We start from the raw sequence: 19,980 nt of genomic DNA on the forward strand, positions 1-19,980 counted from the left end.
ATGCAATGTCCCTTTAGCGCCCGAGCGAACGGCCGCGTCGCGCCGTCCTTGGGGTCGCCATGAAGAAGATCGAAGCGGTCATCAAGCCGTTCAAGCTGGACGAGGTCAAAGAGGCCCTCCAGGACGCCGGCGTACAGGGCATGACCGTGCTGGAAGCCAAGGGCTATGGCCGCCAGAAGGGCCATTCCGAGCTTTATCGCGGGGCCGAATACGTCATCGACTTCCTGCCCAAGATCAAGATCGAGGTGGTGGTCCCCGACGACATGGCCGCCTCGGTGGTCGAGGCCATCCAGGCCGCCGCCCGCACCGGCAAGATCGGCGACGGCAAGATCTTCGTATCCGACGTCCTGGACGTCATCCGCATCCGCACCGGCGAGACCGGCCCCCAGGCGGTCTGACCCTTCTCCACCGCGGCGCCCCAGGGCGTCGTTTTCTTTTGGCCCCTCCCCGAACCCCAAAGGACCACCGCAAATGAGCGCCTCGAAGATCCTGAAAGAGATCAAGGACAAGGACGTCCGCTACGTCGATCTACGCTTCACCGACACGCGCGGCCGGATGCAGCACGTCACCTTCGAAGTGGATATGGTCGACGAAGAGCTGCTGGAAGACGGCACCATGTTCGACGGCTCGTCCATCGCCGGCTGGAAGGCTATCAACGAGTCCGACATGCTGCTGAAGCCGGACCTGAACACGGCCTATGTCGATCCCTTCTACCAGCAGACGACCCTGTGCCTGTTCTGCGACGTGCTGAACCCCGACACGGGCGAGCCCTACAACCGCGACAGCCGCTCCATGGCCAAGAAGGCCCTGACCTATGTCCAGGCCTCGGGCGTGGGCGACCAGGTCTTCTTCGGCCCCGAGGCCGAGTTCTTCGTCTTCGACGACGTGCGCTGGTCCACCGCCGCGCATGAGACCGGCTACGCCTTCGATTCCATCGAACTGCCCGCCAACACCGGCGCCGAATATTCCGAAGGCAACATGGGCCACCGCCCGGGGCCCAAGGGCGGCTATTTCCCCGTCAATCCGGTCGATTCGGGCCAGGACCTGCGCGGCGAGATGCTGGCGGTGATGAAGGACTTGGGCATGGACCCGGAAAAGCATCACCACGAGGTGGCGCCGGCCCAGCACGAACTGGGTCTGAAGTTCAGCGACCTCCTGACCATGGCCGACCGGACCCAGCTCTATAAGTATGTGATCCACAACGTCGCCGCCGCCTACGGCAAGTCGGCCACCTTCATGGCCAAGCCGATGTTCGCCGACAACGGCTCGGGCATGCACGTCCACCAGTCGATCTGGAAGGATGGCAAGCCGTTGTTCGCGGGCGACAAATACGCCGGCCTGTCGGACATGTGCCTGTGGTATATCGGCGGCATCATCAAGCACGCCAAGGCGATCAACGCCTTCGCCAACTCGACCACCAACAGCTACAAGCGGCTGGTGCCCGGCTATGAGGCGCCGGTGAAGCTGGCCTATTCGTCGCGCAACCGCTCGGCCTCGATCCGTATTCCGTGGGTCAGCTCGCCCAAGGCCAAGCGCATCGAGGCGCGCTTCCCCGACCCGATGGGCAACCCCTATCTGACCTTCGTCGCCCTCTTGATGGCGGGCCTGGACGGCATCGAGAACCGGATCGATCCGGGCGCCGCCGCCGACAAGAACCTGTACGACCTGCCGCCAGAAGAGCGCGGCTCCATCCCCGAGGTCTGCGGTTCGCTGCGCGAGGCGCTGGAGAACCTCGACAAGGACCGCGCCTTCCTCAAGAAGGGCGGCGTCATGGATGACGACTTCATCGACAGCTACATCGAGCTCAAGATGGAAGAGGTGATGCGCCTGCAACTGCACCCGCACCCGGTCGAGTTCGACATGTATTACAGCTGCTGATCCCTGCCGGATCGCAACGGATCAGGGCCGGGGGCGTCGCGCTCCCGGCCCTTTCCTTTGCGCGTCAGTGGAAGATCCCGACCGCCAGCTCGACCCAGATCAGCAGGAAGGCCACGCCCACCGCGCCACAGGCCGCGAACCGCGCGCCGTCGGTCTTCAACAGCCGCACCGCCGCCTCGCACGCCAGACCGGCGACCACCAGCATGGCCCCCATCACGGCGAAGTCCGTCGCGGTCCAGGCCACCTCATCGCTGACCTGCATGGCCACCAGCGGCGCCAGCAGGATCGTCCCCGCCGCGCCCCAGCCCAGAATGCGCAAGGCCCTCCAGTGTCGGCCCGGTGCGGTTTCAATGGTCGTCATCTCGCTCTCCCTTTGGCGTGGGGCGTAACCTGCCGATGGGCGGCGTGAGCGGCATGAGGAGAATATGAGCAGGCGCTGAAAAGCGGCTCAGGCCGCGGCCTCGACGGCCTCTTCCTTGCGCCGCCGCATCTCGATCACCCGCACGCACAAGATCGACACCTCGTACAGGATCACCAGGGGGATGATCAGCATGATCTGGCTGATGGGGTCAGGCGGCGTGACCACGGCGGCGACCACCGCCACCCCGACGATGGCGTAGCGGCGCCCCTGGGCCAGGGCCTTGGAAGAAATCAGCCCCGCCATGCCCAGCAGGGTCATGACCACCGGCAACTGGAAGCAGAATCCGAAGGCCAGGATCAGGGCCGTGACCAGGTTCATATAGTCCGACACCTTGGGCAGAAGGGCGGCCGTGACCCCTTCCTGGCTGAACCCCTGGCTCAGCGAGAACCACATCACGAACGGCAGCATGACGTAGTAGACCAGCGCCGCCCCCAGCACGAACAGGATCGGCGCGGCGATCAGAAAGGGCAGGAAGGCCCCCTTCTCGTTGCGATACAGGCCCGGCGCGACAAAGCGATACAGCTGGAAAGCCAGGACCGGGAAGGCCAGGATCACCGCCCCCAGCCCGGCCAGCTTCATCTTGGTGAACAGGAACTCCAGAGGCGCCGTATAGATCAGATTGACCGTCTCGCCCGGCGTCTGCGGCAGAGGCTTCAATCCGGCCGTGCCCAGGATCAGATCGACCGGAGATACCGACGGATGCGCCCCGCCCGCCGCGGTGTGGAAGGCCGCGGCCGCGGCGAACGGCTTGACCAGGAAGACATAAATCGGCTCGGCGAAGGCGAAACAGGCGATGAAGGCCACGATGAAGGCCGCCACGCAGACGATCAGTCGCCCGCGCAGTTCGATCAGGTGATCCATCAGAGGCGCGCGCGACGCCTCGATCTCGGCTTCGTCCCGGTCGTCGCGCGTCACTGGTCGGCCGCCTTGGTCCGACGCGGGCCGGTCTTGGCCTTGGACCCCGCCTTGGCCGGCGCCTTCGCCGTCGCCCTGGCCTTGGCGCCCTTCGGTGCGGATGCCTTGGCTTCAGCCTTGGCGGCGGGCTTGCGCGCCCGCTTGGCCTTGGCCGGGACGGCGACCGGGGGGATGGGCGCGTCCACCGCCGGGGTCGGAAGCGCCGGCATCACAGGCTCGGCGTCGGGCCATTCGGACCGGCCGGTGACCAGGGGCTGGCTCAGGTCCTTGTTGATGTCGCGGAAGGCCTCCTCGGCCTCGGCGCCCAGGGCGTACATCCCCTGCCCCGACTTCAGCGCCGCCACCTCCTTGCGCAGCTCGTCCAGTTCCGACTGACGGGCCATCTCGTCGAAACTGGCGCGGAACTCATTGGCCATGGCCCGCATCTTGGCCATGAACTGGCCGACGCGCTTCATCAGCACGGGCAGGTCCTTGGGACCGACCACGATCAGGGCGATGAGCCCGATCACCAGGATTTCGAAGCCGCCGACTCCGGGGCCGAGACCGCCCATGCGTCGTCTCTCTTTCGTCAGACGCGGATCAGCGCTTCAGGTCGTCCTTCTCGGCCTCGGTGCGCGGCAGGCTGGACACGCCGTCCGACGGCCCCTTGGCCTCGTCCTCGCCCTTCAGCCCCTCGCGGAAGGCCTTGATGCCCTTGGCCGCGTCGCCCATCAGGCTGGACAGCTTGCCCCGGCCGCCGAACAGCAGCATCGCCAGGACGATCACGATCAGCCAATGCCAGATGCTCAAGCTGCCCACGACGCACTCTCCTCGTTCGGGCCCAGGCCCGGATCAAACTTCGTCCCGCATATAGGCGCAGTGAGGGCGGCGCGCCAAGCGATACGGCGTCAGTCCGCGCCGGAGTTCGCCCTTATCCAGGCCGCAAGCGCCGGCTCTTCCATCTCTCCCGCCGCCACGGCCAGCATGGTGGTGGTGGCGTCGGTCTGGTCGGCGACCAGGGGCCTGGCGTTAATCAGCAGAAATGTCGCCATGGCGATAAAGGCGCTGCGCTTGTTGCCATCGGCGAATGGGTGGTTCTTGGCGATGCCGACCGCATAGGTCGCCGCCAATTCGCAGACATCCTCGACGCCCTCATAATGATATCGGTTCTTGGGCCGCTCTAGCGCGGATTCGAGCAAGCCCCTGTCCCGCAAGCCGGCCATGCCGCCGTCAATGGCCAGGGCTTCATCATGTGCGGCCAGGACCGTCTCGATTTCCAGCCACTGGACCGCCGCACTCATTTCGACAAGGCTCGCAGTGTCTCGCGATACTGACGCATGACGGACCTCGCGGCGTCGATTTGTTCGGCCACCACCTCGCTATAGGCCGACAGCCGCATCGACCCGTCGGGCGCGCGCGTCAGATACAAGGTGTCGCCCTTGCCGACCTGAAGGTCGTTCAGGGCATCCTTCGGCAGCACCACGCCCAGGGAATTGCCCACCTGGGTCACTTTCAGAGCGATCATCACTGGCCTCCTTCGCCAGCTCTGCTTATAACACACGTTATAACAGACCGCGAGCGCCCTTGTCCCACGTCATCATCCACACCGACGGCGCCTGCAAGGGCAACCCGGGCCCCGGCGGCTGGGGCGCCGTGCTTCAGGCCGGGGGCGGCCATGAGAAGCAGCTATGGGGCGGAGAGGCGAACACCACCAACAACCGGATGGAGCTGATGGCGGCCATCATGGCGCTGGAGGCTCTCACCCGTCCCTGCCGCGTCGATCTGCACACCGACAGCAAATATGTCATGCAGGGCGTGACCGAATGGATCCACGGCTGGAAGCGGCGCGGCTGGAAAACGGCGGACAAGAAGCCGGTCAAGAACGCCGACCTGTGGATGCGGCTGGACGCGGCCCGCGACCGTCACGAGGTGACCTGGCGCTGGGTCAAGGGTCACGCCGGCCACGAACTTAACGAACGCGCCGACGCCCTGGCCAACCGCGGCGTGGACGAGCTTCGCGACCGTTAGGCCGGGCGCACCCTCAGGCCCGATCCGGTCAGGCCGTCCACGATCACGCTCTCGCCCACCGGCGGGCCGGCGCCCTCGATCTCGGCCGGCCATTCGGCGCCCGAGACGAAGACCCGGCCGCGGCCGTCGACAAAGGCCTCCACCACCCGCGCGCGCTGGCCGATCAGGCGGCTGTCGCGGGCGTTGATGTCGGGGGCGCCGCCGGGATTGACCCGCTTGACCAGCCGCCTCGACGTCAAGGTGGTGATCACCGTCAGCAGCGAGAAGATCACGATCTCCAGCGGCAGGCCGATCCGCAGGCCCAGAGCGGTCAGGACCGCCAGCACCCCGGCCGAAACGGCGGGCCACAGCAGCCATTCGGTCGAGAAGGCCGCCTCGACCGCCAGCAGGATCACCCCGACGGCCAGCCAGATCCAGAACGGCTGGGCAGCGTACAGGTCAGAGACGAATTCCATGGCTCACCGCTCCGTCGGCGGCACGCCGGTCGGGCGACGCGGCGGGCGCGGCTGGGCCGGGGGCGGCGCATCCGCCGTCGATGCGCGCGGCGCGGCCTGAGGCTGAGCCGGGGCCTGACGCGGCGGGCGCGCCTCCTGCTGGCTTCGGGCCAGTCCGACCAGTTCGCCGATCCCGGCGATGGAGCCGACCAGGGCGCCCATCTCGGCCGGCACGATGACCGTCTTCTGCTGCGGGCTGTTGGCCAGGTCGGCGAAGGCCTCGACGTATTTCTGGGCCACGAAATAGTTGATGGCGTTGACGTCGCCGCGCGCGATCGCCTCGGACACCATGGCGGTGGCGCGGGCCTCGGCCTCGGCCTCGCGTTCGCGGGCCTCGGCGTCGCGGAAGGCGGCCTCCTTGCGGCCCTCGGCCTGCAGGATGGCGGCCTGTTTGGCGCCCTCGGCGCGGGCGATGGCGGCCTGCTTTTCGCCGTCCGCCTCGGTGACCACGGCGCGGCGCTCGCGTTCGGCCTTCATCTGGCGGGCCATGGCGTTGGTGATGTCGGACGGCGGGGTCAGGTCCTTGATCTCGATCCGGTTGGCCTTGATCCCCCACGGCTCGGTCGCCGCGTCGATGACCTGAAGCAGGCGGCTGTTGATGGCGTCACGCTGGCTCAGCACCTCGTCCAGCTCCATCGAACCGACCACGGTGCGCAGATTGGTCATGCACAGCTGGGAGATGGCGTATTGCAGGTCGTCCACCCGATAGGCGGCCGCCGCGGCGTCCATGACCTGGATGAAGACGATGCCGTCCACCTTCACCACCGCGTTGTCGCGGGTGATGACATCCTGGGTCGGAACTTCAAGAACCTGCTCCATCATGTTCATTCGCCTGCCGACTTTCTCGACGAAGGGCGTCAGGATGTGGATGCCTGGGGTCAGGGTCTTGGTGTATTTGCCGAACCGTTCGACGGTGAACTCCCGCCCCTGGGGCACGATCTTGACCACGCTGAACAACAGCACGACCGCCAGGATCAGGATCGCTATGCCGAATATGCCCATGGGGTCCTCCTCAGGTTCTGGCCAAGCCTACCGCTCCGCCGGACCCGACGCCACCGAATCCGGCATCGCAGCCGTCGTTTCCGCAACCCTAAGCACAGCCGCCCGGATCACCCGGCGCGTCTCGTCCCAGTCGACCTTGGCCAGGGCCGTCTCGACCGGCATGAAGGCGGCCTCGGCCGCGTCGTCTCCGGCCACGGGTTCGCCGTCGATCCAGCGCGCCGCATAGTCGATCAGCACATAATGGCGCCCGTGTTCGGGAAACAGGCCGTCGATCACATCGATCAGCCCCACGACATCGGCGCGCACCCCGGTCTCTTCGCGCAACTCGCGCAGGGCCGCGTCCACGGCGCGTTCGCCCGGCTCGATCCGCCCGCCCGGCAGGCTCCATTCCCCCTGGCGCGGCGGCTTGCCTCGCCGGATCAGCAGCACCTGATCGCCGCGCAGGCAGACCACGCCGACACAGGGAACGGGGTGAGGCGCAGGTTGGGGCGACGAATCCATGGCGACAGCATAGCCTTCCCCCGCGCCATCTGGGACAAGACCGCATGACCCCGCCCTCTCCCGCCGCCCTGGACGCGCTGAAGGCCGCGCTCGGCCCCGACGGCTGGACCGACGATCCGGCCCTGATCGCGCCGTCCCTGACCGAATGGCGCGGTCGCTGGACCGGCCACACCCCCCTGATGCTGATCCCCCGCTCGACGGACGAAGTCGCGCGCGCCGTCGCGGTCTGCGCCGAACACGGGGTGGCGATCACGCCCCAGGGCGGCGGCACCGGCTTGGTCGGCGGCCAGATCCCCCAGGGCGAGGTCCTGCTGTCGCTGAAGAAGATGCGCGCCGTGCGCGACCTCTCCCCCCTGGACGACGCCCTGACGGTCGAAGCGGGCGTCACCCTGTTGGAAGCGCAAGAGGCGGCGACGGCGGCGGGCCGAGTCTTCCCCCTCAGCCTGGCCGCGGAAGGCAGCGCCACCATCGGCGGGGTCATTTCGACCAATGCCGGCGGCGTGGCCGTGCTGCGCTACGGCATGATGCGCGACCTGGTCCTGGGGATCGAGGCGGTCATGGCGGACGGCCGGGTCTTCAACGGGCTGAAGCGGCTGCGCAAGGACAACACCGGCTATGACCTCAAACAACTGTTGATCGGGGCCGAGGGCACCCTGGGGGTCGTCACCGCCGCGACGCTGAAGCTGTTCCCGATCCAGCGCGACCGCGCCACGGCCATGGTCGGCCTGGCCTCGGCGCGGGACGCCATCGAACTTCTGGCCCGCGCCAAGGCCCACAGCGGCGGGGGCGTCGAGGCCTTCGAACTGATGAAGCGGCTAGGCCTGGCCCTGGCCCTGAAACACATTCCCGACACGCGCGAGCCCCTGGACACCACCCCGCCCTGGTATGTGCTGATCGAGATCGCCTCGGCCGAACCGGGCGGGGCCGGGGCCGCCATGGAGCGCCTTCTGGCCTCAGCCTTCGACGACGGCCTGATCACCGACGCCGCCCTGGCCCAGAGCGACGCCCAGCGCGCGGCCCTGTGGAGGCTGCGCGAGGAACAGTCGGCCGCCCTGAAGCCCGAAGGCGGCGGGTGGAAGCACGACGTCTCCGTCCCTGTCTCGCGCATCGCCGACTTCCTGGATGAGGCCGACACGGCCCTGCAGCGGTTCCATCTCGGCGTGCGGATCAGCGCCTTCGGCCATGTCGGGGACGGCAACCTGCACTATGACGTTCTGCGGCCCGAGGGGGAGGACCCGGCCGCCTTCATCGCCCGCTGGGAACAGGGGTCGCGCATCGTCCACGACATCGTCGCCCGTTTCGAAGGCTCCATCAGCGCCGAACACGGCCTGGGCCGCCTCAAGACCGAAGAGGCGCGCCGTTACAAGTCGGACGTTGAGATCGAGATGATGCGCGCCGTCCGCGCCGCCCTGGACCCGCAGAGGATCATGAATCCGGGCGTCCTGTTTTAAGGCACACGCCGGCGCTGTTTAGCGGTTCACAGCGGCGCGCTCTGGGCCGTCAGCCAGTCCCGAACCTCGCCGTCCAGCAGCGGCCCAACCTTGGCCAGAACCTGGGCGTGATAGCCATCGACATAGGCCCGCTCGTCGGGCGTCAGCAGGTCCACGTCGATCAGCTTGCGGTCCAGCGGCGCCAGGGTCAGTTGTTCGAACCCCAGCATCGGCCGCTCGCCGCCCGCGATGGGCTGCGCCTCCGTCACCACCTGCAGGGTCTCGATGCGAATGCCCCAGTGGTTTTCGCGGTAATAGCCCGGCTCGTTCGATACGATCATGCCGGGCAGCAGGGGTTGGCTGGTCCCCCATTTGGCGATACGCTGCGGCCCCTCGTGCACGCCCAGATAGCTGCCGACGCCATGGCCGGTGCCGTGGTCGTAGTCGAACCCCTGCATCCACAGCGGCAGGCGCGCCAGGGCGTCCAGCTGCACCCCGTTGGTCCCGACGGGGAACCGCACCACGGCCATGGCGACATGGCCCTTCAGCACCAGGGTGAACATGCGGCGCTGATCGGCGCTGGGGTCGCCCACGGCCATGGTCCGGGTCACGTCGGTGGTGCCGTCCAGATATTGTCCGCCGCCGTCCACCAGCAGCAGAGAGCCGCGCTCCATGCGCCGGATCGTGCGGGTCACGGGCTTGTAATGCGGCAGGGCGCCGTTCGGCCCGGCCCCGGCGATGGTGTCGAACGACAGGTCCTTCAGCGCGCCGGTCTGTTCGCGGAAGCCTTCCAGCGCCTCGGCCACCTGGCGCTCGTCCGGCAGGGTCGCCTGCCCCACCGTATCGACCCAGTGCAGGAAGCGGGTCAGGGCGGCGCCGTCGCGGATATGCGCCTGGCGCGAGCCTTCGACCTCGACCGCATTCTTGACGGCGCGCGGCAGGGTGCAGGGATCGGCCCCGCGCACCACGGTCGCGCCAGCCGTCGTCAGCCGGTCGAACCACCAGGCCGAGGACAGGGACGGATCAATCAGCACCCGGCGGCCCTTCAGCCCCTCCAACGCCCCATCCAGGGCCTCGGGCGCCTGAACCGACACGGCGTCGCCCAGCCAGCCGGGCAGCTCATTGGTCACCTTCCTCGGATCGACGAACAGGCTGGCCGAACCATCGGCCTGGACCACCGCCTGGGCCAGAGGCAGGGGCGAGCGGATCACGTCGCCGCCGCGCACATTGAACAGCCAGGCGATGGAGGACGGGGCCGTCAGGACGGCCGCATCGGCGCCCTTGTCGGCGATGGCCTTGCCGATCCGGGCCCGCTTGGACGCCGCGCTCTCGCCTGCATAACGATCCTCATGGGGGACCACCGGCGCCATCGGCTGGTCCGGGCGATCATCACCCCAGGCCAGGTCCAGCGGATTGATCTGAACCGGCTTCAGCTCGGCGCCCGCCCTGGTCGCCGCCGCCTTCAGCCCCGCCAGGGTGTCCGGGCTGTGCAGACGCGGGTCATAGCCGATCACCGCCCCCCTGGGCGCGCCTTCCAGCCAGCGCGCCAGGCCGTTGTCCTCCAGCGCCAGGATCTCGAACTGGTCCGCATCGACCTGGGCCCGCACCTGCACCGTATAGCGGCCGTCCGCGAACACGGCCGCTCGATCGGTCAGCACCGCCCCCGCCCCGGCCGAGCCGGTGAAGCCGCTGATCCAGGCCAGCCGCTCGTTGGCCTCGGGCAGATATTCGTTCTGATGCTCGTCCTCATGCGGGATCAGGAAGCCGTCCAGCCCCTGTTCGGCCATGCGGGCGCGCAGCAGGGGCAGGTGTTTCCGGCCGAAGGACGGGTCGGTGGCTTCGTCAAAAGTCTGGCGCATGGCGGGGGGTCTAGCACCGCCCCCCGCCCCTGGGGAGGGGGTCAGTTCTGCGGCGTGGTCGGTGTGATGACGGCCGGCCCGGAGGCGGCCGGCGCCAGCGCGGGCTGGCTGGCGGCGCGCGCCTCGGCGTTGCGGGCCTCTGCGGCGGCGCGGGCGGCGTCCGCCTGGGCGCGGGCCGCATCGGCGCGGGCGATGGCCACCCCGGCCTGGGCGCCGGCGATCTGGCCCTGGACCTGGGCCGAGGCGTTGGCGGCGTCGGCCTGGGCCTGCAACTGAGCAGCCTGAGCCTCGGCCAGCCGGGTCTCCGCCTCGGTCTGGTCGGAGGCGCGATTGTTCGACGCCAGCAGCCAGATGACGACCAGCAGCACCGCGGCCGCCAGGCCGCCGGCGATCCACCAGCCGGTGTTGGACTCGGGCCGCACCACCACCGTCTCGGTATAGACCGGCTGGGCCGGCGGCGGGGTCGGCGGATTCAGGTCGGGATCATACTGGCTCACGGGCGGACCTCCTGGTGTTCGCCCCGCAGAACGGCCTCGCTTGGCCCCCGGTTCCCTATCCGCCCCGGCGCAGCAGCAGGGCCGACCAGGCGTCGTGATGAATGGTCTGCTCGACCGCGAACCCCAGGGCCTGATAGGCTTCCAGAACCTCGGCCTCCTGGGTCCGCAACAGGCCTGACAGTATGGCCCGCCCGTCCGGCGTCATCCGCGCCGTGATCGCCGGCGCCAGCTCGATCAGAGGCCGCGCCAGGATGTTGGCGAACACCAGATCATAGGGCGCCGGGCCGGTCACCGCCGGATGGCTCAGGTCCCCGTCCTCGACGAAGACCGCCTGGGCCCCGTTGATCTCGGCGTTCTCGCCCGCGATGCGGACCGAAGGGGTGTCGATGTCCGTCCCCACCACCACCGGCGTGCCCGTCAGATTGGCGGCGATGCCCAGGACCCCGGTGCCGGTTCCGACATCCAGCACCTTCTGCGGCGCGCCTGAGGTCGTCAGCACGGTCTCCAGCGCCTCCAGGCAACCCACCGTCGTGCCATGGTGGCCGGTGCCGAAGGCGGCGCCGGCGTCGATCTTGATGCTGACCCGGTCGGCCGGGACCTTGCCCTGGTCGTGGGCGCCATAGACGAAGAACCGCCCCGCCTCGACCGGCGGCAGGCCCGACAGCGACATGGCCAGCCAGTCTGCGTCGGCCAGCTTCTCGACCACCACCGTCAGCCCGTCGTGGGCGCGCAGGGCCGCGGCGACCCCGTCCGCCTCCTCGTCCGTGGTCGGAAAGGCGTCGATGCGCCAGACGCCCCTGTCCTCGTCCTCCTCCAGGATGGAATAGGTCGCGCCTTCCAGCAGGGGGTCCGCGTCCAGCGCCGCCGCGGCGGCCTCTGCGGCTTCTCGGGCGCCATGTGCGATTATCTGAACTGCGGTCTGTGACATTTGCTAAAGCCCGTTATCATGCCGAATCGCAGTTCTCTGGTGCGACCCGGTCCAAAGCGGTCCAGCGCGCCTTTGTCCAAACCGAGGGGTCGGGGAGTCCATGGCTAAATCACCAACCGCGTCCAAGTCCGCTTCCAAGCCTAAACCGGCGGCGAAGTCGAGCGCCGCCAAGCCGGCGACCGCAAAGAAACCCGCCGCCGCCAAGCCGGCCGCGGCCAAGCCCAAGGCCGCCGCGCCCAAGGCTGCGGCCAAACCCGCCGCCCGCGCCGCCGCTCCGAAGGCCGCCGCCAGGAAGGCCGCTCCGGCTCGCAAGCCGGCCGCGCCCAAGGCGGCCGCCCCCAAGGCTGCGGCCAAGCCCGCCGCCCGCGCCGCCGCTCCGAAGACCGCCGCCAGGCAGGAAGGCCGCCCCGGCGCGCAAGCCGGGCGCAAGGCTGCGGCTCCCAATAACCGCCGCGCCGCGCCCCGGCCCGCCCCGGCTCCGGCGGCCTCGCCGGCGCCCGCCGCCGCGGCGCCCAAGCCCGCGGCCAAGAAGGGCTTCTGGGCCAATCTGGGCGACATCATCTTCGGCAAGCGCTGAGATCATATCGACCGAAAAGATCGGCGCCGGACGGGAAACCGCCCGGCGCCTTTTTCTTGCCCGTCGAACCGACCGCGCCTCAGCCCGGCTTGCGGAACCGATAGACGAACTGGTCGGTCCGGCCCCGGATCGCCGGATCGAAGACGTTCAGGCTGTGGTCATCCTCCGGATTCCGCACCACCGCGCTCTCGCCGTCGAAGACGAAGCCCGCCGCCTCGACCTGACGCCTCAGGGCCGCGCCCTCGATCCGGTGCAGGGTTCCGACGACATCGGTCCCCGCTCCGGCCGCCGCCTGATGATCCAGGATGACATACAGGCCGCCGGGCTTCAGGGCGGCGAAGACCGCCGCGTTCATCCTGGCCACATCGACCCCGAACCGGGGGATGACGAAGTCATGGTATTCCTGGCCCATGAAGACGATGTCCAGCGGACGGTCGACCGTCATCGCCTCCAGCGATCCTGTGACGCGGCTGACGTTCGGATAGACGGCCGCCAGGGCGTCGGCGGGGCCTTCGTCCCGTGTCGCCGTCTGGTTGGGCACGAAGGCGTAGACCCGGCCCGCCGGGCCCGCGACCGAGGCGAACAGGCGGGTGAAATAGCCCGCGCCCGGCCGCACGTCGGCGATGGCGTCGCCCGGCTTCACCCCCATGAAGGCCAGCATCTGGGCCGGGTGGCGCAGCGGGTCGCGCGCCGTCTCCTCGGCCGGGCGCCGGCCGTCGGCCACGGCCTGGGCGTACAGGGCGCTGAAGTCCGTGGCCGGGGGGGCGTTGACGATGACGTCGTGCGATCCCGGCCCATTGGCCACGCATCCGCCCAGCGACAGGGCGGCGACAAGGACGGCGGCGGCGCAGGCGGTCTTGGTCATGACGGTCCTCCCAGAACAGGTCGGGGATAGGGAGCGCCGTTCCGCCGGCGATGCAAGCTCAATCCAGCGGACGCCACGCCTCATCGGACGGCAGGGGCGCGAACAGGGCGTCCAGGTCCGCCTGCGTCACACCCTCCAGGGTCGCCGGCGACCAGCGGGGCGTGTTGTCCTTGTCGACGATCACCGCCCGCACCCCCTCCTGGAAGTCGTGGGTCCGCACGATCCGCCCGCCCAGGGCGTATTCCATCGCCATATTGTCGGCGAAGCTGGCCATCCTCGCCCCAAGCCGCAGCTGGCGCAGGCTGACCTTCAGCGACTGGGGCGATTTGGTCTTCAGCGTCTCCAGCTGTTTCAGCGCCCATTCCGACCCCTCGGCGTCCAGTGTCGCGAAGATCGCCTCGACCGTGTCGGGGGCGAACAGGCGGTCGATCGCCTCCCGATGCGCCGCGCTGGGCGCAGGGCCGGGATCGGCGGCGAACCGGTCGGCCACCGCCTTCGGATCGGCCGGTTCGGCCAGCAGGGCCGCCTTCAGGTCCTCGATCCGCTCGGCCGGTGTGAAATGGGTATGGACGCCCAGGGCCACCGTATCAGCCGCCTTCAGCCGCGCCCCGGTCAGGGCCAGCCAGGTTCCCGCTTCGCCCGGCAGTCGCGGCAGGAACCAGCCCCCGCCCACATCGGGGAACAGGCCGATCCCCGTCTCGGGCATGGCGTAGGTGGTGCGCTCGGTGGCGATGCGGACGCCGGCCGGCTCGCTGATCCCGACCCCGCCGCCCATGACGATGCCGTCCACCACCGCCGTGACGGGCTTGGGATAGGTGAACAGCAGGTGGTTCAGCCGATATTCGACGCCGAAGAACCGCTTGGCCTCCGAGGCGTCGCCCGCCCCGCTCTCGGCGATCATCCGGATGTCGCCGCCGGCGCAGAACCCCCGCTCGCCCGCGTGGTCGATCAGCACCGAGGTCACGGCCGGATCCGCCCGCCACGCCAGCAGCGCCTCGGTCATGATCTCGCACATGCTCCGGTTCAGCGCATGCAGCGCCTTGGGCCGGTTCAGGGTGATGCGCCCCACGCCGGAGTCGATGCGGGTCAGGACTTCCGATTCACTCATGGGCCTGCGTCTACGAAGCGTCGCCGTTCGGGTCCAGCCTATTGCCGCATCATCTCCCGCGCGGTGATCACACGCATGATCTCGTTGGTGCCTTCCAGGATGCGGTGCACCCGCAGGTCGCGCACGATCCGCTCCAGCGGATAGTCCTTCAGATAGCCATAGCCGCCGTGCAGTTGCAGGGCCTCGTCGGCGATCTGGAAACAGGCGTCGGTGGCCAGGCGCTTGGCCATGGCGCACCATTTGGTCTTTTCCGGATGGCCGGTGTCGATGGCCCAGGCGCCGCGCAGGACCATCAGCCGCGCCGCCTCCAGTTGGGTCGCCATATCGGCCAGTTTGAACTGCGTATTCTGGAACTGATCCAGCGACTTGCCGAACTGTTTTCGCGTGGCGACATAGGCCTGGGCCGTCTCCAGCGCCAGCCGCGCCCCGCCGATGGAACAGGCGGCGATGTTCAGCCGCCCCCCGTCCAGGCCCATCATGGCGTAGCGGAAGCCGTCGCCTTCCCGGCCCAGCAGATTGGCCGCCGGGATGCGGCAGTCGTCAAAGCTGACAATGGCCGTGGGCTGGCTGTTCCAGCCCATCTTCTTCTCCTGCGCGCCGAAGCTCAGGCCGGGCGTCCCCAGATCGACGACGAAAGCCGAAATCCCCTTGGGCCCCGCCTCGCCCGTGCGCGCCATCACCACATAGACGTCGCTGGTCCCGGCCCCCGAGATAAAGGCCTTGGACCCGTTCAGCACATAATGGTCGCCGTCCTTCACCGCCGTCGTCCGCATGGCCGCGGCGTCGGAGCCCGACCCGGGCTCGGTCAGGCAATAGCTGGCGATCTTCTCCATGGTGACCAGCGACGGCACATAGCGCGCCCGCAGCTCGTCCGAGCCGAAGCCGTCGATCATCCAGGTCGCCATGTTGTGGATCGAGATAAAGGCCGCCGTCGACACGTCACCGGCCGCCAGTTCCTCGAAGATCACCGCCGCCTCGACCCGGCCCAGGCCCATGCCGCCGTGCTCTTCCTGCGCATAGATGCCGCAGAAGCCCATCTCGGCGGCGGCGCGCATGACATCGACCGGGAAGGTCTTGGTCTCGTCCCACTCGGCGCTATGCGGCGCCAGTTCGGCCGTCGCAAAGGCGCGGGCGGCGTCCTGAATGGCGCGCTGGTCGTCGGTCAGGGCGAAGTCCATGGGTGCGTTTCCTTCGAGTCTTTGGGCGGGGTTCTAGCGACTCCTTCCTCTCAAGGGGAGGGCCAGCCGCTCCGACTCTCCCTCCCCGTTCGGGGAGGGTGGCGCGAAGCGCCGGGTGGGGGCGCTTTGGCGAAAGCAGCGTTGGTGTTTCTGTCGCCCGGCCCTCCCCACCCGGTCGGCGGCGCCGACCACCCTCCCCTTCAGGGAGGGAGAAGGCTATACGCCCCCCATGACCACGCCGCCCTTCGCCCCCGCAGCCTTTCCGTTCGCCCGTCCGCGCCGCCTCAGGGCCAGTCCGTGGGTGCGTCGGCTGGTGGCAGAGACGACCCTGACCCCGGCCGATCTGATCTGGCCGCTGATCGTCCATGACGGCGCCGAGGACCGCGCGCCGGTCGCCTCCATGCCGGGCGTCTTCCGTCTGTCGCCCAGGGCGGCGGCGCAGGCGGCGAAGGAGGCGCGCGACCTGGGCATTCCGGCCGTCGCCCTGTTCCCCAATGTCGATCCGGCGACCAAGGACGCCATAGGCACGGGCGCGACCGACCCGGACGGCCTGATCCCCGACTGCATCCGCGCCATCAAGGACGCGGCGCCCGAGGTCGGGGTCATCTGCGACGTGGCCCTGGACTGCTACACCGATCACGGCCACGACGGGGTCATCGAGAACGGCCGCATCGCCAATGACGCCTCGCTGGAGCGGCTGGCCGAACAGGCCTTCATCCAGGCCCACGCCGGGGCCGACGTCGTGGCCCCGTCCGACATGATGGACGGCCGCGTCCAGGCGATCCGCGAGGCGCTGGAGGCCAATGGGCTTCAGGACACCCTGATCCTGTCCTACGCCGCCAAATACGCCTCGGCCTTCTATGGCCCCTATCGCGATGCGGTCGGTTCGGCAGCCATGCTGACCGGCGACAAGAAGACCTATCAGATGGATTTCGCCAATTCGGACGAGGCCCTGCGCGAAGTGGCCATGGATATCGCCGAGGGCGCCGACGCCGTGATGGTCAAGCCGGGCCTGCCCTATCTCGACATCGTCCGGCGCGTGTCCGAGACCTTCAAGGTGCCGACCTTCGCCTATCAGGTGTCCGGCGAATACGCGATGATGCAGGCCTCCATCGCCAACGGCTGGCTGGACCAGGACCGCGCCATCCTGGAAACCCTGACCGCCTTCAAGCGCGCGGGCTGCGCCGGCGTCCTGACCTATTTCGCGCCCCAGGCGGCGCGTCTGCTGGGGGCCTGACCTTTCCAGACCGCCGGATCGGATATATGTGTATCCAGCCTAATAAGGATACACACCTATGCGCACAAACATCGTGATCGACGACCAGCTCATGCAAGAGGCATTGACGGCGACGGGCGCGGCGACCAAGCGTGAGGTAGTTGAAATGGGCCTTCGCACCCTGCTTCGTCTGCGTCAGCAGGCGAGTATCCGCGCCCTGCGCGGCAGGGTCGATTGGCATGGCGATCTCGACGCCATGCGCCTTGACCGGCCGTGATCCTGGTCGATTCCAGCGTCTGGATCGATTATTTCCGAGGTGCTTCGACACCTCAGACGGAAAAGCTGGACAGTCTTCTCGACAGCCAGCCTCTGGCCATCGGCGACCTGATCCTGGCCGAGGTGCTGCAGGGGTTCGAGGATGACCGTCAGTTCGAGGAGGCGCGAAACCATCTCTCGGTCTTCAGCCTGGTCCAGATCGGCGGCGAAGACGTGGCGCTCCGCGCCGCCTCCAACTTTCGCCTGTTGCGCCGCCGAGGCGTCACGGTCCGAAAGACCATCGACACCCTTATCGCCACGCGCTGCATGATGGACGACATGGCGCTGCTTCACAGCGACCGGGATTTCGAGCCTTTCACCGCCTATCTGGGTCTTCGAAGCGTGATTTGAGGTCCGCCATTCGATCCTGCAGCCGCGCCGCCAGGCTGGACGTGTCCCATCGCGATCCCCCCATGGACTGCACTTCGGAATAGAATTGATCGACCAGGGCGGTCAGGGCCAGGTGCGAGCCGTTGGCCCGCGCCTCGTCCAGCACCAGGCCCAGGTCCTTGCGCATCCAGTCGACGGCGAAGCCGAAGTCGAATCGGCCCTCGGCCATCGTCTTCCAGCGGTTGTCCATCTGCCAGCTTTGCGCCGCCCCCTTGGACACGGCCTGATAGACGGCGTCGGCGTCCAGCCCCGCGCTCTGCGCGAAATGCACCGCCTCGGCCAGGCCCTGCACCACCCCGGCGATGCAGATCTGGTTGACCATCTTGGTCAGCTGGCCCGCCCCGGCCGGTCCCATGTGCTGGATCGCCTTGGAATAGGCGCCCAGCACCGGCCGGACCCGCGCCAGGGCGTCGGCGTCCCCGCCCGCCATGACCGACAGCTGGCCGTTCTGGGCCCCCGCCTGCCCGCCGGACACCGGGGCGTCGATGAAGGCCGCCCCCGCCGCGGCGGCCAGATCGGCCATCTCCCGCGCCACCCGGGCCGAGGTAGTGGTGTGGTCAACGATCACCGCTCCGGGCGCCAGATGGGCCAGGGCCTCTCCGACCACCTGGCGCACATCGTCGTCATTGCCGACGCACAGGATGAAGACCTCCGCCCCATCGGCCGCCTCGGCCACGGTGGCGGCGAAACGGCCGCCGGTCGCCTGGGCCCAGGTGCGGGCCTTGTCCGGGCTGCGGTTATAGCCCGCCACCGGATGGCCTGCGGCGACCAGATGCCGGGCCATCGGCGCGCCCATGACGCCCAGTCCGGCGAAGGCGATCTTCATTTCGGCTCCTGTCGCGTATCGGCGGCCACGCCATAGCGGCCGCGGAAATAGGTCAGGGCGTCGCCCGCCCGGCTGTCGAAACCCAGCACCCGGCCCACGACGGTCAGGTGGTCCCCCATCGGCAGCCGCTGCTCGGCCGCGCAATCCAGCCGCGCCAGGGCGTTCTTCAGGCGCGGCGGGGCGGGATCCTCGGTATCGAACTCGTCCGGCGACAGGCGGCAGACGCCCCAGGCGAAACGGTCCGACATCTCCCGATCCTCGACCGGCAGGACATGGATGGCGAAACGGTCCGCCGCCGCGAACAGGTCGTGCCGCTCGGACCCCTGGTCCAGGCACCACAGCACCAGCGGCGGGTCCAACGAGACCGAGGTGAAGGAGTTGACCGTGATGCCGAAGGCTCCGTCCGGCGTATGGGCCGTAACCACGCAGACGCCGGTGGAGAAGGCCCCCAGGGCGTCGCGATAGGCGCGGCGGGATTCGGAACGGACAGGGGCGTCGGACACCTGGGTCACCTAGGCCAGCCCCCGCCGCGCGGCAAGGGCGCCGCACCCCGCCTCGCCCCGCCGCTCGAGGATCATCGCAAACGGCTTCTTAACGGCCGGGACCGATCATTAAGCCTGTTTTCGATCCGCCCCGTGTGCCCCTGATGTCCTCCAGTGATCGCCCGATCCTGATCAAGAAGATCAAGAAGGTCGCCGGCCACGGCCACCACGGCGGCGCCTGGAAGGTGGCCTATGCGGACTTCGTGACCGCCATGATGGCCTTCTTCCTGCTGATGTGGCTGATCAACACCACCGACCCGGAACAGAAGCGCGGCATCGCCGAATATTTCGCCCCCGCCAGCGTCAGCCAGACCACCAGCGGTTCGGGCGGCATTCTGGGCGGCACCGCCCTGGGCGACGACGGGGCCAAGGGTTCGGGCTCCATGTCCGTCATCAACCAGCTGGCGCCCGAGGCGCCGCCAGACGCCCCTCAGGAAGCGGGGCAGAGCTCCAACCTCGCCGCCGCCTCCGAAGAGGCCCTGCGCGCCGAGATCGCCCGGCGCGAGGCCGCCGAATTCGCCTCGGCCGCCGAATCCCTGCGTCAGGCGATGCAGTCCATGCCGGAACTGGCCGAGCTGTCGAAACAGCTGATCATCGACCAGACGCCCGAGGGCCTGCGCATCCAGCTGGTCGACCAGGAAGGCCGGTCGATGTTCGACACCAACTCCAGCCGCCCCAACCCGCGCGCCACCCTGCTGCTGCGGGCCATCTCGCGCGTCATCAACCAGCTGCCCAACCGCATCTCCATCACCGGCCACACCAGCGCCGCCCCCGGCTCGGGCCGCGCCAGCGGGGCGAACGACTGGGCCCTGTCCTCGGCCCGCGCCAACGCCTCGCGTCTGGTGCTTCAGGGGGCGGGGGTCGATGCGGACCGGGTGTATCAGGTCTCGGGCAAGGCGGGGTCCGATCCCCTCTATCCGGACGACCCGGCCCTGGCCGGAAACCGCCGCATCGCCATCGTCCTGTTGCGCGAGGCGCCGGTCCTGCCGACGGACACCAGCCTGTGACGGGCGCCCCTGCGAGGCGACGGG

The 19,980-nt window shown here is 68.8% G+C and carries 26 protein-coding genes; 9 read left to right on the forward strand and 17 right to left on the reverse strand.

Going from position 1 to position 19,980, the window contains the following annotated elements; translation table 11 throughout:
- The first annotated feature begins 59 nt into the window (after positions 1 to 59).
- Both KF910_RS00150 and glnA read left to right on the forward strand, forming a co-directional pair.
- Positions 60 to 398 (forward strand): P-II family nitrogen regulator, encoded by a 339-nt coding sequence (locus tag KF910_RS00150; protein WP_292257665.1) that lies wholly within the window; start codon positions 60 to 62, stop codon positions 396 to 398.
- Positions 399 to 471: 73 nt separating this feature from the next.
- Positions 472 to 1,878, forward strand: coding sequence for a type I glutamate--ammonia ligase (gene glnA / locus KF910_RS00155; protein WP_292257667.1), 1,407 nt, complete (start codon positions 472 to 474; stop codon positions 1,876 to 1,878).
- Between the two features lie 64 nt (positions 1,879 to 1,942).
- Here the strand turns inward: glnA and KF910_RS00160 are convergent, their stop codons facing one another.
- The 6 genes from KF910_RS00160 to KF910_RS00185 all read right to left on the reverse strand — a co-directional run bounded on the left by KF910_RS00160 (position 1,943) and on the right by KF910_RS00185 (position 4,718).
- Entirely contained in the window at positions 1,943 to 2,239 is a 297-nt protein-coding gene (locus tag KF910_RS00160; RefSeq protein ID WP_292257669.1) for a hypothetical protein, read from the reverse strand.
- An 87-nt stretch (positions 2,240 to 2,326) separates the two neighbouring features.
- Positions 2,327 to 3,214, reverse strand: a complete 888-nt coding sequence (gene tatC, locus KF910_RS00165) for a twin-arginine translocase subunit TatC (RefSeq protein WP_292257671.1) — start codon at positions 3,212 to 3,214, stop codon at positions 2,327 to 2,329.
- A complete protein-coding gene (gene tatB / locus KF910_RS00170) occupies positions 3,211 to 3,765 on the reverse strand; it encodes a Sec-independent protein translocase protein TatB (protein ID WP_292257673.1) in 555 nt (184 codons plus the stop codon). Before tatB ends, tatC begins: the two co-directional genes overlap by 4 nt.
- A gap of 28 nt (positions 3,766 to 3,793) precedes the next feature.
- Entirely contained in the window at positions 3,794 to 4,012 is a 219-nt protein-coding gene (locus KF910_RS00175; protein ID WP_292257675.1) for a twin-arginine translocase TatA/TatE family subunit, read from the reverse strand.
- A gap of 89 nt (positions 4,013 to 4,101) precedes the next feature.
- Entirely contained in the window at positions 4,102 to 4,494 is a 393-nt protein-coding gene (locus KF910_RS00180; protein WP_292257677.1) for a type II toxin-antitoxin system death-on-curing family toxin, read from the reverse strand.
- On the reverse strand, positions 4,491 to 4,718 hold the full coding sequence (locus KF910_RS00185) for an AbrB/MazE/SpoVT family DNA-binding domain-containing protein (RefSeq protein ID WP_292257679.1): 228 nt from the start codon (positions 4,716 to 4,718) through the stop codon (positions 4,491 to 4,493). The genes KF910_RS00180 and KF910_RS00185 overlap by 4 nt, the downstream gene beginning before the upstream one ends.
- A 59-nt stretch (positions 4,719 to 4,777) precedes the next feature.
- On the opposite strand from KF910_RS00185, the gene rnhA reads away from it, so the two are divergent.
- Entirely contained in the window at positions 4,778 to 5,221 is a 444-nt protein-coding gene (rnhA, locus tag KF910_RS00190; RefSeq protein ID WP_292257681.1) for a ribonuclease HI, read from the forward strand.
- Here rnhA and KF910_RS00195 read toward each other — a convergent pair.
- The 3 genes from KF910_RS00195 to KF910_RS00205 are packed head-to-tail and all read right to left on the reverse strand — an operon-like array spanning position 5,218 to position 7,218.
- Complete coding sequence (locus tag KF910_RS00195; protein ID WP_292257683.1) at positions 5,218 to 5,676, reverse strand: NfeD family protein; 459 nt, start codon at positions 5,674 to 5,676, stop codon at positions 5,218 to 5,220. The genes rnhA and KF910_RS00195 overlap by 4 nt on opposite strands.
- 3 nt (positions 5,677 to 5,679) lie before the next feature.
- The gene (locus KF910_RS00200; RefSeq protein ID WP_292257685.1) at positions 5,680 to 6,717 is read right to left on the reverse strand and encodes an SPFH domain-containing protein; all 1,038 of its coding nucleotides are present in this window, start codon (positions 6,715 to 6,717) and stop codon (positions 5,680 to 5,682) included.
- Between the two features lie 27 nt (positions 6,718 to 6,744).
- Positions 6,745 to 7,218, reverse strand: a complete 474-nt coding sequence (locus KF910_RS00205; protein ID WP_292257687.1) for an NUDIX hydrolase — start codon at positions 7,216 to 7,218, stop codon at positions 6,745 to 6,747.
- Positions 7,219 to 7,262: 44 nt separating this feature from the next.
- Between KF910_RS00205 and KF910_RS00210 the strand changes: the two genes are divergently transcribed.
- On the forward strand, positions 7,263 to 8,669 hold the full coding sequence (locus tag KF910_RS00210; RefSeq protein ID WP_292257689.1) for an FAD-binding oxidoreductase: 1,407 nt from the start codon (positions 7,263 to 7,265) through the stop codon (positions 8,667 to 8,669).
- A gap of 26 nt (positions 8,670 to 8,695) precedes the next feature.
- On the opposite strand, the gene KF910_RS00215 is transcribed toward KF910_RS00210, so the two are convergent.
- The 3 genes from KF910_RS00215 to KF910_RS00225 are packed head-to-tail and all read right to left on the reverse strand — an operon-like array spanning position 8,696 to position 11,932.
- Positions 8,696 to 10,507 (reverse strand): aminopeptidase P family protein, encoded by a 1,812-nt coding sequence (locus tag KF910_RS00215; RefSeq protein WP_292257691.1) that lies wholly within the window; start codon positions 10,505 to 10,507, stop codon positions 8,696 to 8,698.
- 41 nt (positions 10,508 to 10,548) lie between these two features.
- Positions 10,549 to 11,004, reverse strand: coding sequence for a hypothetical protein (locus KF910_RS00220; protein ID WP_292257692.1), 456 nt, complete (start codon positions 11,002 to 11,004; stop codon positions 10,549 to 10,551).
- Between the two features lie 55 nt (positions 11,005 to 11,059).
- Positions 11,060 to 11,932 (reverse strand): 50S ribosomal protein L11 methyltransferase, encoded by an 873-nt coding sequence (locus tag KF910_RS00225; protein ID WP_292257694.1) that lies wholly within the window; start codon positions 11,930 to 11,932, stop codon positions 11,060 to 11,062.
- Between the two features lie 100 nt (positions 11,933 to 12,032).
- Here KF910_RS00225 and KF910_RS00230 point away from each other — a divergent pair, with 100 nt between their 5' ends.
- A complete protein-coding gene (locus tag KF910_RS00230; protein ID WP_292257697.1) occupies positions 12,033 to 12,509 on the forward strand; it encodes a hypothetical protein in 477 nt (158 codons plus the stop codon).
- A gap of 79 nt (positions 12,510 to 12,588) precedes the next feature.
- Here the strand turns inward: KF910_RS00230 and KF910_RS00235 are convergent, their stop codons facing one another.
- The 3 genes from KF910_RS00235 to KF910_RS00245 are packed head-to-tail and all read right to left on the reverse strand — an operon-like array spanning position 12,589 to position 15,660.
- Positions 12,589 to 13,374 (reverse strand): class I SAM-dependent methyltransferase, encoded by a 786-nt coding sequence (locus KF910_RS00235; RefSeq protein ID WP_292257699.1) that lies wholly within the window; start codon positions 13,372 to 13,374, stop codon positions 12,589 to 12,591.
- A gap of 58 nt (positions 13,375 to 13,432) precedes the next feature.
- Positions 13,433 to 14,482, reverse strand: a complete 1,050-nt coding sequence (locus KF910_RS00240; protein ID WP_292257701.1) for an enoyl-CoA hydratase/isomerase family protein — start codon at positions 14,480 to 14,482, stop codon at positions 13,433 to 13,435.
- Positions 14,483 to 14,520: 38 nt separating this feature from the next.
- Positions 14,521 to 15,660 (reverse strand): isobutyryl-CoA dehydrogenase, encoded by a 1,140-nt coding sequence (locus KF910_RS00245; RefSeq protein ID WP_292257703.1) that lies wholly within the window; start codon positions 15,658 to 15,660, stop codon positions 14,521 to 14,523.
- A 229-nt stretch (positions 15,661 to 15,889) separates the two neighbouring features.
- Between KF910_RS00245 and hemB the strand changes: the two genes are divergently transcribed.
- Genes hemB through KF910_RS00260 form a run of 3 tightly spaced genes read left to right on the forward strand, consistent with a single transcriptional unit; the run spans position 15,890 to position 17,542 of the window.
- On the forward strand, positions 15,890 to 16,897 hold the full coding sequence (hemB, locus tag KF910_RS00250) for a porphobilinogen synthase (protein ID WP_292257704.1): 1,008 nt from the start codon (positions 15,890 to 15,892) through the stop codon (positions 16,895 to 16,897).
- Positions 16,898 to 16,955: 58 nt separating this feature from the next.
- On the forward strand, positions 16,956 to 17,153 hold the full coding sequence (locus KF910_RS00255) for a type II toxin-antitoxin system VapB family antitoxin (RefSeq protein ID WP_292257706.1): 198 nt from the start codon (positions 16,956 to 16,958) through the stop codon (positions 17,151 to 17,153).
- Positions 17,150 to 17,542 (forward strand): PIN domain nuclease, encoded by a 393-nt coding sequence (locus KF910_RS00260; RefSeq protein WP_292257708.1) that lies wholly within the window; start codon positions 17,150 to 17,152, stop codon positions 17,540 to 17,542. The genes KF910_RS00255 and KF910_RS00260 overlap by 4 nt, the downstream gene beginning before the upstream one ends.
- Here KF910_RS00260 and KF910_RS00265 read toward each other — a convergent pair.
- Together KF910_RS00265 and KF910_RS00270 are read right to left on the reverse strand one after the other, a co-directional pair.
- Positions 17,508 to 18,407: an NAD(P)-dependent oxidoreductase gene (locus KF910_RS00265; RefSeq protein WP_292257709.1), complete on the reverse strand. Its 900-nt coding sequence runs from the start codon at positions 18,405 to 18,407 to the stop codon at positions 17,508 to 17,510. The genes KF910_RS00260 and KF910_RS00265 overlap by 35 nt on opposite strands.
- A complete protein-coding gene (locus KF910_RS00270) occupies positions 18,404 to 18,910 on the reverse strand; it encodes a flavin reductase family protein (RefSeq protein WP_292257711.1) in 507 nt (168 codons plus the stop codon). Before KF910_RS00270 ends, KF910_RS00265 begins: the two co-directional genes overlap by 4 nt.
- A gap of 143 nt (positions 18,911 to 19,053) precedes the next feature.
- Here KF910_RS00270 and KF910_RS00275 point away from each other — a divergent pair, with 143 nt between their 5' ends.
- Positions 19,054 to 19,956: a flagellar motor protein MotB gene (locus KF910_RS00275; protein ID WP_292257713.1), complete on the forward strand. Its 903-nt coding sequence runs from the start codon at positions 19,054 to 19,056 to the stop codon at positions 19,954 to 19,956.
- Positions 19,957 to 19,980 lie beyond the last annotated feature (24 nt).

The organism is Brevundimonas sp. (genome assembly GCF_019636155.1).
GTDB lineage: Bacteria > Pseudomonadota > Alphaproteobacteria > Caulobacterales > Caulobacteraceae > Brevundimonas.

What these genes read in the sequence shown, in the direction of transcription:
- KF910_RS00235 (WP_292257699.1), bottom strand. Translation starts at nt 13,374, where the DNA reads ATGACCAAGACCGCCTGCGCCGCCGCCGTCCTTGTCGCCGCCCTGTCG.
- KF910_RS00265 (WP_292257709.1), bottom strand. Translation starts at nt 18,407, where the DNA reads ATGAAGATCGCCTTCGCCGGACTGGGCGTCATGGGCGCGCCGATGGCC.
- KF910_RS00230 (WP_292257697.1), top strand. Translation starts at nt 12,033, where the DNA reads ATGGCTAAATCACCAACCGCGTCCAAGTCCGCTTCCAAGCCTAAACCG.
- KF910_RS00180 (WP_292257677.1), bottom strand. Translation starts at nt 4,494, where the DNA reads ATGAGTGCGGCGGTCCAGTGGCTGGAAATCGAGACGGTCCTGGCCGCA.
- KF910_RS00240 (WP_292257701.1), bottom strand. Translation starts at nt 14,482, where the DNA reads ATGAGTGAATCGGAAGTCCTGACCCGCATCGACTCCGGCGTGGGGCGC.
- KF910_RS00150 (WP_292257665.1), top strand. Translation starts at nt 60, where the DNA reads ATGAAGAAGATCGAAGCGGTCATCAAGCCGTTCAAGCTGGACGAGGTC.
- KF910_RS00160 (WP_292257669.1), bottom strand. Translation starts at nt 2,239, where the DNA reads ATGACGACCATTGAAACCGCACCGGGCCGACACTGGAGGGCCTTGCGC.
- KF910_RS00205 (WP_292257687.1), bottom strand. Translation starts at nt 7,218, where the DNA reads ATGGATTCGTCGCCCCAACCTGCGCCTCACCCCGTTCCCTGTGTCGGC.
- glnA (WP_292257667.1), top strand. Translation starts at nt 472, where the DNA reads ATGAGCGCCTCGAAGATCCTGAAAGAGATCAAGGACAAGGACGTCCGC.
- KF910_RS00185 (WP_292257679.1), bottom strand. Translation starts at nt 4,718, where the DNA reads ATGATCGCTCTGAAAGTGACCCAGGTGGGCAATTCCCTGGGCGTGGTG.
- KF910_RS00245 (WP_292257703.1), bottom strand. Translation starts at nt 15,660, where the DNA reads ATGGACTTCGCCCTGACCGACGACCAGCGCGCCATTCAGGACGCCGCC.
- KF910_RS00225 (WP_292257694.1), bottom strand. Translation starts at nt 11,932, where the DNA reads ATGTCACAGACCGCAGTTCAGATAATCGCACATGGCGCCCGAGAAGCC.
- hemB (WP_292257704.1), top strand. Translation starts at nt 15,890, where the DNA reads ATGACCACGCCGCCCTTCGCCCCCGCAGCCTTTCCGTTCGCCCGTCCG.
- KF910_RS00195 (WP_292257683.1), bottom strand. Translation starts at nt 5,676, where the DNA reads ATGGAATTCGTCTCTGACCTGTACGCTGCCCAGCCGTTCTGGATCTGG.
- KF910_RS00200 (WP_292257685.1), bottom strand. Translation starts at nt 6,717, where the DNA reads ATGGGCATATTCGGCATAGCGATCCTGATCCTGGCGGTCGTGCTGTTG.
- KF910_RS00275 (WP_292257713.1), top strand. Translation starts at nt 19,054, where the DNA reads ATGTCCTCCAGTGATCGCCCGATCCTGATCAAGAAGATCAAGAAGGTC.
- tatB (WP_292257673.1), bottom strand. Translation starts at nt 3,765, where the DNA reads ATGGGCGGTCTCGGCCCCGGAGTCGGCGGCTTCGAAATCCTGGTGATC.
- KF910_RS00215 (WP_292257691.1), bottom strand. Translation starts at nt 10,507, where the DNA reads ATGCGCCAGACTTTTGACGAAGCCACCGACCCGTCCTTCGGCCGGAAA.
- KF910_RS00210 (WP_292257689.1), top strand. Translation starts at nt 7,263, where the DNA reads ATGACCCCGCCCTCTCCCGCCGCCCTGGACGCGCTGAAGGCCGCGCTC.
- KF910_RS00255 (WP_292257706.1), top strand. Translation starts at nt 16,956, where the DNA reads ATGCGCACAAACATCGTGATCGACGACCAGCTCATGCAAGAGGCATTG.